The organism is Bradyrhizobium sp. CER78, assembly GCF_029846235.1.
In the GTDB taxonomy this organism is placed as follows: Bacteria; Pseudomonadota; Alphaproteobacteria; order Rhizobiales; family Xanthobacteraceae; genus Bradyrhizobium.
Window position 1 is genome coordinate 1 of the sequence record NZ_JARVWP010000005.1, and the last position, 13,756, is coordinate 13,756.

Annotated in this window: 12 protein-coding genes; 2 read left to right on the forward strand and 10 right to left on the reverse strand. The window is 64.8% G+C overall.

Going from position 1 to position 13,756, the window contains the following annotated elements; translation table 11 throughout:
• Positions 1 to 249: 249 nt before the first annotated feature.
• From ahcY to QDT69_RS11640, 3 genes are all read right to left on the reverse strand, one after another.
• Complete coding sequence (ahcY, locus tag QDT69_RS11630; protein WP_146987819.1) at positions 250 to 1,677, reverse strand: adenosylhomocysteinase; 1,428 nt, start codon at positions 1,675 to 1,677, stop codon at positions 250 to 252.
• Positions 1,678 to 1,803: 126 nt separating this feature from the next.
• Positions 1,804 to 3,000, reverse strand: a complete 1,197-nt coding sequence (gene metK / locus QDT69_RS11635; RefSeq protein WP_279706687.1) for a methionine adenosyltransferase — start codon at positions 2,998 to 3,000, stop codon at positions 1,804 to 1,806.
• Between the two features lie 60 nt (positions 3,001 to 3,060).
• Positions 3,061 to 4,416 carry a hypothetical protein gene (locus tag QDT69_RS11640; protein WP_279706688.1) on the reverse strand — a complete coding sequence of 452 codons (1,356 nt, stop codon included), beginning with the start codon at positions 4,414 to 4,416 and terminating at the stop codon, positions 3,061 to 3,063.
• Positions 4,417 to 4,610: 194 nt separating this feature from the next.
• Here QDT69_RS11640 and QDT69_RS11645 point away from each other — a divergent pair, with 194 nt between their 5' ends.
• Positions 4,611 to 6,341: a caspase family protein gene (locus QDT69_RS11645; RefSeq protein ID WP_279706689.1), complete on the forward strand. Its 1,731-nt coding sequence runs from the start codon at positions 4,611 to 4,613 to the stop codon at positions 6,339 to 6,341.
• Positions 6,342 to 6,490: 149 nt separating this feature from the next.
• On the opposite strand, the gene QDT69_RS11650 is transcribed toward QDT69_RS11645, so the two are convergent.
• The 6 genes from QDT69_RS11650 to QDT69_RS11675 all read right to left on the reverse strand — a co-directional run bounded on the left by QDT69_RS11650 (position 6,491) and on the right by QDT69_RS11675 (position 12,260).
• A complete protein-coding gene (locus QDT69_RS11650) occupies positions 6,491 to 7,609 on the reverse strand; it encodes a cobalamin-independent methionine synthase II family protein (protein WP_279706690.1) in 1,119 nt (372 codons plus the stop codon).
• A 19-nt stretch (positions 7,610 to 7,628) separates the two neighbouring features.
• Positions 7,629 to 8,345, reverse strand: a complete 717-nt coding sequence (locus QDT69_RS11655) for an ABC transporter ATP-binding protein (RefSeq protein WP_279706691.1) — start codon at positions 8,343 to 8,345, stop codon at positions 7,629 to 7,631.
• On the reverse strand, positions 8,338 to 9,090 hold the full coding sequence (locus QDT69_RS11660; RefSeq protein ID WP_279706692.1) for an ABC transporter ATP-binding protein: 753 nt from the start codon (positions 9,088 to 9,090) through the stop codon (positions 8,338 to 8,340). The genes QDT69_RS11655 and QDT69_RS11660 overlap by 8 nt, the downstream gene beginning before the upstream one ends.
• A complete protein-coding gene (locus tag QDT69_RS11665; protein WP_279706693.1) occupies positions 9,087 to 10,118 on the reverse strand; it encodes a branched-chain amino acid ABC transporter permease in 1,032 nt (343 codons plus the stop codon). Before QDT69_RS11665 ends, QDT69_RS11660 begins: the two co-directional genes overlap by 4 nt.
• Positions 10,119 to 10,125: 7 nt before the next feature.
• Entirely contained in the window at positions 10,126 to 10,995 is an 870-nt protein-coding gene (locus tag QDT69_RS11670; protein ID WP_279706694.1) for a branched-chain amino acid ABC transporter permease, read from the reverse strand.
• A 101-nt stretch (positions 10,996 to 11,096) separates the two neighbouring features.
• The gene (locus tag QDT69_RS11675) at positions 11,097 to 12,260 is read right to left on the reverse strand and encodes an ABC transporter substrate-binding protein (RefSeq protein WP_279707110.1); all 1,164 of its coding nucleotides are present in this window, start codon (positions 12,258 to 12,260) and stop codon (positions 11,097 to 11,099) included.
• 392 nt (positions 12,261 to 12,652) lie between these two features.
• Here QDT69_RS11675 and QDT69_RS11680 point away from each other — a divergent pair, with 392 nt between their 5' ends.
• On the forward strand, positions 12,653 to 12,931 hold the full coding sequence (locus tag QDT69_RS11680; RefSeq protein WP_279707111.1) for a hypothetical protein: 279 nt from the start codon (positions 12,653 to 12,655) through the stop codon (positions 12,929 to 12,931).
• 7 nt (positions 12,932 to 12,938) lie between these two features.
• On the opposite strand, the gene QDT69_RS11685 is transcribed toward QDT69_RS11680, so the two are convergent.
• On the reverse strand, positions 12,939 to 13,724 hold the full coding sequence (locus QDT69_RS11685; protein ID WP_279706695.1) for a phosphodiesterase: 786 nt from the start codon (positions 13,722 to 13,724) through the stop codon (positions 12,939 to 12,941).
• Positions 13,725 to 13,756: the final 32 nt, after the last annotated feature.

Here is a 13,756-nt window from a genome sequence, read left to right on the forward strand (position 1 = left end):
TCGCGTGTTTGGCATCTTGAATCGAGAAACATCCACATCGTCGTCCTGGCGAAAGCCAGGACCCATTACCCCAAGCGATCATTGTTGAGCGACGCCGGGGGCCCATTCCCGCTCATCAGCAATTGCGGTGGTTATGGGTCCTGGCTTTCGCCTGGACGACGGATAACGAGGCCCGCGTGCAAAACAGCGCAACAAAAAGCCCCGGACGATGCCGGGGCTCTTCACTTCATCGATCGCAGTCAGCGCAGCTCAGTAGCGGTAGTGATCCGACTTGTACGGACCTTCCTGCTTGACGCCGATGTAGTCGGCCTGGTCCTTGCGCAGCTCGGTCAGCTTGACGCCGATCTTGGCGAGGTGCAGGCGAGCGACCTTCTCGTCGAGCGTCTTCGGCAGCACGTAGACCTTTTTGGCGTACTTGCCGTCCTTGTTGTTGGCCCAGAGTTCGATCTGCGCCAGCGTCTGGTTGGTGAACGAGGCCGACATCACGAACGACGGGTGGCCCATCGCATTGCCGAGGTTCACGAGGCGGCCCTCCGACAGCATGATGATGCGGTGCTTGTCGGGGAATTCGATCTCGTCGACCTGCGGCTTGATGTTGGTCCACTTCAGATTGCGCAAGGACGCGATCTGAATCTCGTTGTCGAAGTGGCCGATGTTGCAGACGATGGCGCGATCCTTCATCGCGCGCATGTGGTCGATGGTGATGATGTCCTTGTTGCCGGTGGCGGTGACGAAGATGTCGGCGCGCGGCGCGGCGTCTTCCATCGTCACGACCTCATAGCCTTCCATCGCCGCCTGCAGCGCGCAGATCGGATCGACTTCGGAAACCATGACGCGGCAGCCGGCCTGGCGCAGCGAGGCGGCCGAGCCCTTGCCGACGTCGCCGAAGCCGGCGACCATCGCGACCTTGCCCGACAGCATCACGTCGGTGCCGCGGCGGATGCCGTCGACCAGCGACTCGCGGCAGCCATAGAGGTTGTCGAACTTCGACTTGGTGACGCTGTCGTTGACGTTGATCGCCGGGAACAAGAGCGTGCCCTTGTTGGCCATCTCGTAGAGGCGATGCACGCCCGTGGTGGTCTCTTCCGAGACGCCCTTGATGTTCTTGGCGATCTCGGCGAAGTAGCCCTTCGGCTTCTCCTTCAGCAGACGCTTGACCAGCGCGTAGAAGATCTCCTCTTCCTCGGAGGTCGGCTTGTCGAGGAAGGCGGTATCGCCCTGCTCGGCGCGGTAGCCGGCATGCACCAGCATGGTGGCGTCGCCGCCGTCATCGAGGATCATGTTCGGCGTGCCGCCGCCATGCCAGTCGAACAGCTTGGCGGTGTAGTCCCAGTACTCGGTCAGCGTCTCGCCCTTCACGGCGAACACCGGAATGCCGGCGGCGGCGATCGCGGCCGCGGCGTGATCCTGGGTCGAGTAGATGTTGCAGGAGACCCAGCGGATGTCGGCGCCGAGCGCGGCCAGCGTCTCGATCAGCACGGCGGTCTGGATCGTCATGTGCAGCGAGCCCGCGATACGCGCGCCCTTCAGCGGCTGCTTGGGGCCGAACTCCTCGCGCGTGGCCATCAGGCCGGGCATTTCGGTCTCGGCCAGCGAGATCTCCTTGCGGCCGAAATCGGCGAGCGCAATGTCCTTGACGATGTAGTCGGTGAAGCCGGGCTTCGTAGGGGCGTTCATTTGAGCGTCCTGTTGTTGAACTGGTCATTCCGGGGCGCCTCGATGAGGCGAACCCGGAGTCTGAAACTGATGGAAGGGGATTCCGGGTTCGCTCGCTCTCGCGAGCGCCCCGGAATGACGCAAGCGTTAGAGCGCGCGCTTCAGCGGCTCGACGAGATCGGTCTTCTCCCAGGAGAAGCCGCCCTCATTGTCCGGCGTGCGGCCGAAGTGACCGTAGGCCGAGGTTCGCGCGTAGATCGGGCGGTTGAGGTCGAGATGGGTGCGGATGCCGCGCGGGGTCAGATCCATCGCCTTGGCGGCCGCCTTCTCGAGCTCGTCCTCCGACACCTTACCGGTGCCGTGGGTGTCGATGTAGATCGACAGCGGACGCGCCACGCCGATCGCGTAGGCGAGCTGCAGCGTGCAGCGGTCGGCAAGACCGGCCGCGACGATGTTCTTGGCGACGTAGCGCGCAGCGTACGCAGCCGAGCGGTCGACCTTGGTCGGATCCTTGCCGGAGAACGCGCCGCCGCCATGCGGAGCCGCGCCGCCATAGGTGTCGACGATGATCTTGCGGCCGGTCAGGCCGGAGTCGCCGTCCGGACCGCCGATGAAGAACTTGCCGGTCGGATTGATGTGCCAGATCGTCTTGCCGTTGATCCACTCCTTCGGCAGCGCCTCGCGCACATAGGGCTCGACGATGTCGCGGATCTGGTTGGACGAGAGATCCTCGACCAGATGCTGGTGCGAGACCACGATCTCGCGGACGCCGACCGGCTTGCCGTTCTCGTACTGCACGGTGACCTGGCTCTTGGAGTCCGGACCCAGCACCTTCTCCTTGCCGGAGTGGCGCGCTTCGGAGATCAGGCGCAGGATCTTGTGGGCGTAGAAGATCGGCGCCGGCATCAGGTCGGGCGTCTCGTTGGTGGCGTAGCCGAACATGATGCCCTGGTCGCCGGCACCCTCTTCCTTGACTTCGCCCGGCTGCAGCGCGTCGACGCCCTGCGCGATATCGGCCGACTGCGGATGCAGCAGGATCTCGATGTCGCAGGTGTTCCAGTGGAAGCCGTCCTGCTCGTAGCCGATGTCCTTGATGGCGCCGCGCACGACGCTCTCGATCTGCTCGTTGGTGACCGAGCTCGGGCCGCGCGTTTCGCCGGCGATCACCACCTTGTTGGTGGTCGCGAGCGTTTCGCACGCCGCGCGGATCTGCCACGGGTCGATGCCCGCTTTCGGTCCCTCGCGATAGAACAGATCGACGATCTCATCCGAGATACGATCGCAGACCTTGTCCGGATGGCCTTCCGAGACCGACTCGCTGGTGAAGAGATAAGACGCGCGCATCAAGCAAACCCCTTGTTTCGTCGAAGTCCGACGTTGGTTGGTGAATATGTCCCCGGCATGTCAGTCTCGTCGCCGTGAGATGACGTAGGATTCGTCGTAGAACCACAGCCCGTTGTGTTTGCGGAGAACTTCGCGTGTGGCCTCGAGAGCTCGTCCGTTTTCGGTCGTTTCGACCAACCGCTCATCTTCGATCTGCGCGACATACACCGCGGCATTCCACGCTGCAAAGGCCGTCGAGGTTCCGATCGAGCCGGTCACCTCATTAGGCAGCGCTTCCATATCATATCGGAAGATCGAGCGATTATCGGCGTAGGCATTGAAGTTCAGCTCGCGACCCGCCGAGCCCAACTCGTATTTCACCGCGCGCAGTATCTCATGACGGCTGACGGCGAAAGGATTTTCTCCGGGCCAGACGGCTTGAATCATTTCAAGCCCGGGATCGCTTCCGTGGGAGTGGATTCCTATCAGCCGCCCGCCGCCGCGCAGCGCGCGGGCCAGCGGCGCGATGATCCGCTTGGCGCGGAAGTTCACCGAGGACTTCGCGCGGTAGGGTTGCGAGGCGATCACGAGATCAAAATTGGCCTCGGTGCGGCCGGCCCGCGGAATGATGGAATCGAGCAGGAAGCGGTGATCGTCGCGGTACAGCACCAGCGCCACCGGCCGCTCATAGATCGGCATCGCATTGCCGGGGCTGATATTGGCCCGCCAATTCTGCTCAAGGAACGGACCGAGTTCCGCGATCTGGGCCTCGAACTCGCCCGAGGAAGCTCCGCGCAACGCCACCTCGTGCCAGATCATGCTGGCGGCCGCCGCGGAGTTCTTGGGCGTCAGCCAGGGCGCCTCGGCGTAATACATGTTGGTGAACACGAAGACGCTGGCCGGGTGCTCGAACAGACGGTCGGGGACCTTGTCGAGGGTGAGGCGGACGTCCTCCAGGCTCAGTTCCTTGCCGGCGACATAGAACGGCATATGTGGGAAGCGGCCATGCATGGCACGCAGGACCCGCGCCAGCACGGTGCCGTCGCCCATCCCGGCGTCGAACACCCGCAGCGCCGGCGGCCGGGGGTGGATCGCGGCCAGTTCCAGCGCGACCCGGTCGGCGATCACCCGCTTCTCGCTGCAGGTGTGCACGAACAGCAGATAGCGCTGGCGGTTCTCGAAGAAGCGGAAATTACCCCTCGGATCGCGCTTTTCCGGCGGCACCACGAGGCCGCGCGGCGGCGCCACGCCCCCCGGGGTCGAAGTCGCGATGAAGCCATTGATGCGGTCGAGCGTATCGATGGTGATCCGCTTACCCTCGCGCAGCCGGTGCACCAGCTTGCCGTCATTGACGGCACGGCGGCCGAACGTCGTCTCCGCCATATCGGAGCGCCGGCAGAAATCCGTGATCTGGCTGAGGATTTCGTCGTTCTTCATGGTGCCAAAGGCGGCCAGGGTGGGCAGCGGCGAGTGGGACAAAAGTGGGCAGAGATCGTGTGTGGTGACGTCTTATCACCGTTTTCCCACCAGTTGAACCCCCTCTACCGCCCGATCACCAAACATTCATGATCGCCTCCAGAACCACCTCGCCGTCGCCAATCACCGTGACGGCCGCCACGCCCGAATGACCGATGCGCCGCCTGCTGCTGATCCCCTGCCTGCTTCTTGCCGTCCTGTGGTCGACGCCCGGTTTCGCCCAGGCGCGCGCCCAGCTCGGCGCGCTCTGCACGACCGACGCCACGCCGGCCGACCAGATGATCGACGCCTGCACCAAGATCATCACGCTGAAGGTGTTTTCCGGCGAGAAGCTCGCGACCATCTATTTCTGGCGCGCGGTCGGCTGGAACAAGAAGGGCAACTACCCGCAGGTGATCACGGACGCGACCGAGGCGCTGCGTCTCAAGCCCAACACCGCCGTCTACAATCTGCGCGGCTCGGCCTATTACGACAAGGGCGAGTACGACATCGCGATCGCCGACTTCAACGACGCGCTGCGGATGGGGCCGCCGAGCGGCATTATCTATCACAATCGCGGCAACGCCTATCGCGGCAAAGGTGACTACGCCAAGGCGATTGCCGACTATGACGCGGCGATCAAGGCCGATCCGAGGTCGGCGTTCTCCTATCAGAACCGCGGCGCCTCGAAGCAGGCGCTCGGCGATCTCGATGGCGCCCTCGCCGACATCAACGAGGCGGTCAGGATCGATCCGTCACTGCCGCAGCCGCTGATCCGCCGCGCCGTGATCTGGCGCGCCAAGGGCGACATCGCGCGCGCGATCGCGGACACGACGGAAGCGATCCGGCTCGCGAATGCGAAAGCGCCGGTCAACATCATGACGCCGCCCGGCAGCGTGCTGATCTCGGCCTACACCCAGCGCGGCCTCGCCTATGAAGCCAAGGGCGACGCGGCGCGCGCCAAGGAAGACTACGCCACGGTGCTCAAGGGCATCGCCTCCGACGCCGGCAGCAAAGCCAACCAGGCCACCGCGAAAGTGCGGCTCGCGCTGCTGAAGGAGGCCGACGCGGCACCGCGCAAGACCGCAGCAGCGCCTGCCGCCGAAAGCAGCCCTGCTCCCGCACCGCCGGCGGCCGCCACGGCAGCACCGGCCGCGCCTGCGGCACGCGTGCAGGCCGCGGCAACCGGCCGGCGCGTCGCGCTGGTGATCGGCAACGGCGCCTATGCGCATGTCAAGGCGCTGCCCAATCCGCCCAACGACGCCCGCGCCATCGCCAAGAGCCTGCGCGACATCGGCTTCACTGTCTCGGAGGGTCTCGATCTCGATCGCGACGCGATGCAGAGGACGATCCACGACTTCCTGCGCGAGGCGACGCGGTCGCAGATCGCCGTGGTCTACTACGCAGGCCATGGCGTGCAGGTCGACGGCCGCAACTACCTCGTGCCGGTCGACATCGAATTCAAGGCCGGTGCGCGCATGACCGACGCGATGGTCGATATGGACACGATCATGGCCGGCCTCGACGATCAGATCCGCACCAACATCCTGATCCTCGATGCCTGCCGAAACAATCCGATGGCGCCGCAGGTGGCGTCCACAGGGCCCAGCCGCGGCATCGAGGCCGGCTCCGGCCTTGCCGCGCCCGCGACGCTCGGATCAGGCTCGACGCTCGGCGCCGGCACGCTGATCGCGTTCGCGACCGCGCCGGGCCAGGTCGCGCTCGACGGCGAAGGCGCCAACAGCCCGTTCTCGGCCGCGCTGTCGCGCCATGTCGGGACGCCCGGCCTCGAAGTGCAGCAGATGCTGACGCGGGTCCGCGCCGAGGTCGTCGCCGCGACCAAGGGCAAGCAGGTGCCGTGGTCGAACTCCTCGCTGCTCGGCGAAGTCTATCTGGCGGAGCAGTGAAGCGCGGTTCTCTCCCCGTCATTGCGAGCCACCCGGTCGGCGCGCAGCGCCGCCGGATGACAGGCTCCGCGAAGCAATCCATGTTTCCGCAAGCGGAGAAATGGATTGCTTCGTCGCTTTCGCTCCTCGCAATGACGGCGGAGACGGTCTTACTTGCCCCACACCTCGTTCGCGACCTCGACGGCCAGCCTGAGCTTGGCCCACTGCTCTTCCTCGGAGATGATGTTGCCTTCCTCGGTCGAGGCGAAGCCGCATTGCGGGGACACCGCGAGCTGCTCGATCGGGGCGAATTTCGCAGCCTCCTCCAATCGCCGCTTGATGTCGTCCTTCTTCTCGAGCTCGCCGAACTTCGAGGTGATGACGCCGACCACCACGACCTTGTTGCCCTTGGGCAGGAAGCGCAGCGGCTCGAAGCCGCCGGCACGATCAGAATCATATTCGAGGAAGTAGCCGTCGTAATTGGTGCCGGCCAGCATGGTCTCGGCGACCGGCTCGTAGCCGCCGGAGGAAATCCAGGTCGAGCGGAAATTGCCGCGGCAGACATGGGTCGTGATCACCATGTCGGCCGGACGATCTGCGATCGCGTAGTTGATGACGCGTGCGTAGATCTCCTGCAGGCCATCGGGATTGTCGCCGCGGTCGCGCGACTTCTGCAGTTCCTCCTGCGAGCACAGATAGGCCCACACCGTGTCGTCGAACTGCAGGTAGCGGCACCCGGCGTCGTAGAACGCCTTCACCGCCTTGCGGTAGGTCTTGCCGAGGTCCTGGTAGAACTCCTCGAGATCCGGGTAGACCTCCTCCGAGATCAGCTTGCGGCCGCCGCGGAAGTGCAGCACCGCCGGCGAGGGGATCGTCATCTTCGGCGTGACATGCGCCTGGTCGGCGTACTTCTTCAGGAAGCGGAAGTGATCGAGCATCGGGTGCTGATCGGAGAAGTCCAGCTTGCCGGTCACCCTGATGGCATCGTGCCGGGTCTGCACGCCCGCGAACTGGATGCCCATGTCGGGATGGAACAGCTCGCAGCCGGTCAGATGGCTGAGGAAATCGAAGTGCCACCAGGAGCGGCGGAACTCACCGTCGGTCGCGAGCTTCAGGCCGACCGAAGCCTGCTTGTGCACGACCTTCTCAATCTCCATGTCCTCGACCTTGCGCAGTTCGTCGGCCGAGATCTCGCCCTTCTCCAGTTTGGCACGGGCCTCCTTGATCTTCGGCGGGCGCAACAGGCTGCCGACCTCGTCGGCGCGGAACGGAGGCTTGGTTCGCTGCATGGTCAACTCCCTGAGGTCGTCAGTGTTTTTTGGTCCCGGCGACGCCGAGATGGCGCTCGAGGACGGAGGGATCGGCCTTCAGCGCGCTGCTCGCCGCATCGTGCACGATCGTGCCGCGTTCCAATATCACAACGCGGTCGGCGAGCCCCAGAATCTTTTGCGCGTTCTGCTCGACGATGATCGAGCAGATGCCGCCCGAGCGCGTGATGGTTCCGATCGCCCTTAACAATTCCTCAACGATGATCGGCGCGAGGCCCTCGGTCGGCTCGTCGAGCAGCAGCACCATGGGGTTCAAGGTCAGCGCTCGGCCGATCGCCAGCATCTGCTGTTCGCCGCCCGACAGCTGGTTGCCGAAATTGCCGCGCCGCTCCTTCAGCCGCGGAAACATCTCGTACACCCGCTCGACCGTCCACGGCCCGGGCTGCGCCACCGCGGTCATGTTCTCTTCCACCGTCAGCGAGCGGAAGATGTTGCGCTCCTGCGGCACCCAGCCGATCCCGGCGCGGGCGCGCTGATCCGGCCGCATTGCCGTGACGTCACGGCCCGCGAGCGCGACGCTGCCGCCGAAACGCCTGGTGATGCCGACGATCGAATTGATCAGCGTGGTCTTGCCGGTGCCGTTGCGGCCGAGCAGCGCGAGCACCTGGCCGTCGGCAAGCGCCAGCGACATATCGGGCAGCACCACCGCCTCGCCGTAGCCGGCGCGCAGGCCCTGGATGGAGAGCAGATCAGACATCGGCCGCCTCGCCGAGATAGACCGCCCTCACCTGCGGATCGCGCGCGACCTCGTCGGGCGCGCCCTCGGTGAGCAGGCCGCCATTGACCAGCACCGAGATGCGATCGGCGAACGAGAACACGAGGTCCATGTCGTGCTCGATCAGCAGCACCGTGACGTCGCGCGGCAGCGCCGCGACCGCCGCCAGGATATCGTGGCGCTCGCTCTCGGGCACACCGGCCGCGGGCTCGTCGAGCAGCAGCACCCGCGGCTTGGCCGCGATCGCGACCGCGATCTCGAGCAGGCGCTGCTTGCCGTAGGGCAATGTCGAGGTGACCTCGGTCATCACGTCGAGCAGATGGAAGCGCGACAGGATCTCGGCGATCTCTGAGTTGACGTCGCTCCGCGTTCCCATCCGCCGCCACCAGTCGCCGCCGCGGCCCATCCGCTCGGAGACCGCAAGCCCGATGGTTTCGAGCGGGGTCAGGTCGGCATAGAGCTGATTGATCTGGAATGTGCGCGACAACCCGCGCAGCACCCGCTTGTGCACCGAGAGGCCGGTGATGTCGCTGCCTTCGAGCAGGATCTGCCCACCGTTCGGCGTCAGCACGCCGGTGAGCTGGTTGATGACGGTGGTCTTGCCGGCGCCGTTCGGCCCGATCAGCGCGTGGCGGGCGCCCTGCATCACCTTCAGCGAGAGGTCGCGGGTGACGCGAAGGCCGCCGAAGGATTTTTCAAGGCCACGTGTTTCCAGTGCGATCGTCATGACACGTCGCTCTCTGGCACGGCGACGGCCGCCTTGCGGCCGGCGAATTGGCGGATGACCAGATTCGGCACGAACAGCACCCAGCGATGGATGCGCGCGCGGCCGACCATCACGATCACGACAAGCACAAGGCCGATCCAGAACAGCCAGTATTGCGGGGTGATGCTCTGGAACAACTCCTGCAGCATCTTGAACACGACGGCGCCGATCAGGCCGCCATAGAGATAGCCGGTGCCGCCGATCACGAGCACCAGCATCAGGTCGGCGGAGCGCTCGAAAGAAAAGACGTCAAGGGACGCAAGCGCCGTGGTCTGGGTGAACAGCGCGCCGGCTATCCCGGCATAGAAGGCGGCCAGCGTATAGACCGCGATCAGGCGGCTGTTGACCGGCACGCCGATCGCGGCCGCGCGCAGCGGATTATTCTTGATCGCGCGCAGCGACAGGCCGAACGGCGAATGCACCACGCGCCGCGCCAGCAGGAACAGGACGAACAGCACAATCAGCGAGTAGAAGAACCCGGTCTTGCCGAACATGTCGAAGGCAAACAGCCCGAGGATCGGCTGCATCTCGATCCCCTGCAGGCCATCGGTGCCGCCGGTGATGTCGGAGAAGCGTTCGGCGAGCGCTTCCAACAGCAGCGCGATGCCGAGCGTGACCATCAGCCGCGTGAGGTCGACGCCGCGGATGACCAGGAAGCTGGTCAGGAAGCCGAGCACCGCCGCGACGAGACCGGCGGCGACCAGCGCGATGACCGGCTCGTTGATGATGCCGTGCAGCGCCAGCAGGCCCGCCGAATAGGCGCCGACGCCGAAGAACGCAGCATGGCCGAGCGAGACGATGCCGGCATAGCCAAGGATCAGGTCGAGCGACAGCGCGAACAGGCCGAGCCGCACGATGTCGGTCATGATCAGGTAGCGCGACGGGAACAGAAACGCGCAGGCGAGCACCAGCACCCAGAACGCAACCTCGCTGATCCGCCAGCGCGCGCCGGCCATCGCATGAGTGGAGACGTCGGACAGCGCGCTCATATCAGCCTCACCGCGCCGCGGTGCGGCCGAACAGGCCGTTCGGGCGGCAGAGCAGGATCACGATCATGACCGTATAGATCACGAAGGGGCCGACCTTGGGCACGTAGTACTTGCCGGCGACGTCGGCGATGCCGAGCAGCAGCGAGGCGAGGAACGGCCCGGTGATCGAGGAAGAACCACCGACCGTCACCACGATCAGGAAGTAGATCATGAATTTCAGCGGGAAGTACGGATCGAGCCCGAGGATCTCCGCGCTCAGCGCGCCGCCGAGCCCCGCGAGGCCGCAGCCGAAGGCGAAAGTGAAGGCGAACACCTGCGGCACGTTGATGCCGAGCCCGATCGCGGCACGCGGATCGTCGACTGCGGCGCGCAGGCGGCTGCCGAACCGCGTTTTGGCGAGGATCAGTTGCAGCGCCAGCGTGAGCAGGCCGCAGATCACGACGATCATCAGCCGGTAACGGCCGATGCCGACGCCGAACAGGTCGATCTGCCCCTCCAGCGCCGCCGGCAATTTGATGAAGACCCGCGACGATCCCATGATGTAGTCGACCGCGGCGACCGACATGAACACGAGACCGATCGAGAACAGCACCTGATCGAGATGGCTGCGGCTATAGAGGTGGCGGTACAGCGTGCGTTCCAGCGCGATGCCGATCGCGGCGCTCCCGAGAAAGGCGAGCGGCAGCGCTGCGAAGAACGGCCAGCCGGACTGATTGACCAGCACGGCGCAGATATAGCCGCCGGCCATCGCGAAGGCGCCGTGCGCGAGGTTGACGAAGTTCATCAGCCCGAGCGTCACCGCAAGCCCGCAGGCGAGCACGAACAGCAGCATGCCGTAGGCGACGCCGTCGAACAGGTTGGTGAGAATAGAGGCCATCAAGTCAGCTCAGCCGAGAGGACGCAAAGGACACCACGTCAAGTGGAACGTCATGGCCGGCTTGTCCGGCCATGACGTGGAGGAAGGCGGAGCTTGGCGCGTCACTTCTTGGTCTTGCCGGAATCCTTGACGGCCTCGAAGGTCGCGAACTCGACATTGTAGAGCTCACCGTCAACCTTCTCGACCTTGCGGATGTAGATGTTCTGCACGATGTCGCGGGTTTCCGGATCGATCGAGATCGGACCGCGCGGGCTCTCCCACTTCATGCCCTTCATCGCCTCGATCAACTTGTCGCCGTCGGTCGCACCATTAGTCTTCTTCAGCGCCTCGTAGATCAGGTGAATGCCGTCATAGCCGCTAACCGCCATGAAGCCCGGACGGTTGCCGAACGCCTTCTTGTAGGCGGCGACGAAATCCTTGTTCACCTGGGACGGATGCGCGGCCGAATAGAGATGCGCGGTCACCGCGCCGAGCGCCGCATCGCCCATGTTGTTGAGCAGGTCGTCGTCCATCACGTCGCCGGGGCCGATCACCTTGATGCCGCTCTTATCGAGCCCGCGCTCGGCATATTGCTTCATGAAATTGCCGCCCTGCCCGGCCGGGACGAACACGAACATTGCGTCGGGCTTGGAATCCTTCATGCGCTGCAGAAACGGCGCGAAGTCGGGATTGGCGAGCGGGACCTTGACCTCTTCCACGATCTCGCCACCGCCGGCGGTGAAGTGCTGCTTGAAGAAGGTCAGCGCGTCGTTGCCCGGCGCGTAGTCGGAGGTCAGCGTCGCAACCTTCTTGATGCCGTTCTTGACCGCCCAGTCGCCGATGATGGTGGAGGACTGCGCCAGCGTGAAGCTGGTGCGCACGATATAGGGCGAGCGTTCGGTGATGATCGAGGTGCCGGCGGCCATCACGACTTCCGGGATCTTGGCCTGGGTCGCCAGCGGCGCCGCGGCGAGCGCCGCGGGCGTTACGCCGAAGCCGGCGATGAAATTGACCTTGTCGTTGACGATCAGCTCCTGCGCGAGCCGCTTGGTGTTGTCGGGCATCGCGGCGTCATCCTTCAGGATGATCTCGATCTTCTTGCCGGCGACGGTGTCGCCGTTCTGCTGCATGTAGAGCTTGATCGCATTATCGATCTGCTTGCCGGTCGAGGCCTGGCCGCCGGTCATCGGCAGGATCAGGCCAATCTTGACGGCGTCGTCCGCCCGCGCCGGCACGCCGGCGCACAACCCGCCAAGCACGGCCGAAGCGGCGCCCCACAGCAACATCTTGCGACGATTGAACATCGACATCCCTCCCCCTTCCATTCTTCTGCCTCGAGCCGAGTGCCCGGCCCTTGCCTTAACCCAAGCATGTTGCGGCCAAGCCGCAACGCGACAAGGCGTCTCGAAGCGCCCCATTGTCAATCGGACGATGGACGTGTGTCGCGCGTGGCGCGATCGGGCCCAGCCGCAGTCACAAGTATCACGATACCAGAATCGCTCCCCGAAACTCAACGCCCCCAAGAGAACCGATCTCGCACGCTCAAGCAGCCGCGATCACGATTCATTTGTACGATCGTACAAATCAAACGCCAATGTCAACAAACAAGCACAATTGCAGCCGAACGGTCGCGCCCAACATCATGATCCATAAAGACCAGGGCTGTATGCTGCCGCCAATGTCGATCTTCACACGTCACATCCCCGTCCTGACTGCCCTCGCGCTCGCGGCCTGCGCGCTCGGGGGGTGCGGCACCGTGAATCAAAAGGTCTCGGCCGGCATGGCCGACTACATTCCAGCCTGGGCCGGCGGCCTGCCCGCCGATGCGCCGCCGCGGGCGGGCACCCCGGAGTACGACAAGTTCATGCAGGAACGGGAGCGCAAGCGCCTGATGCCCGCGGCCGAGCGCGGCGACGACGCCAAGCCGGCGGCGACCACGCAGGGCGCTGCCCACTGAGCGCGGCCTAGTCGAGGGCATCCTCGCTGATGATTTCGCCGCGGTAGCCGAACTCCACCATGTGCACGGTGACGTAGTCGTCGCCGATGAACGCCACGCCGTAGGACTCCGGCAAATCGGCGACCGTCAGCACCTCCGCGAATACGGGATAACTGGCGTGATTCGTTCCGCGCAGCGAGGTGGTGGGGATGCCGGCAACCGAACCGCTCAGCACCATGTGGCAGTGACCGAAGAAGATGTGCCGGATCTTGCTCCGGTGCCTCGCGACGATCGAGCGGAACGCGGCATCGTCGAGCAGGCCGATGCGGTCCACCGGGCCGATATGGGTCGGGAACGGATTGTGATGCATGAACAGGAAGAACGGGCCGTCATGTTCGGATAGCTGCCGATCCAGCCAGGCCTGCCGCGTCTCGCAGAAGCTGCCGGCGGCCGTCTGCGGCTCGTAGGTATCGAGCATCAGGCAGCGGCCGAACGAGGCATCGTGAACGCCCTGCACGAAGCCGTCCGCGTCGGCGCATTCGGGAAACACGCTGAGAAACGTCTCGCGATGGTCGTGGTTGCCGATACAAAGCCGCGTCGGAATCGGAAACCGGCTCAGGCGGTCACGCAGCAAGTGATAGTCCGCGAGGTCGCCGAGATCGGAAAGATCGCCCGAGATCACCATCAGCTCGACATCACGATGATCGGCAAGCACGTGATCAAGCGCGCGCTCGAAATTGGCCAGCGGATCACGGCCGAAGATCGTCCTCCCCGGCGCCGTCAGATGGATGTCGCTCATGTGGATGAGTTTCATGCAGCACCTCGATGCACGGCGACATCATAGCC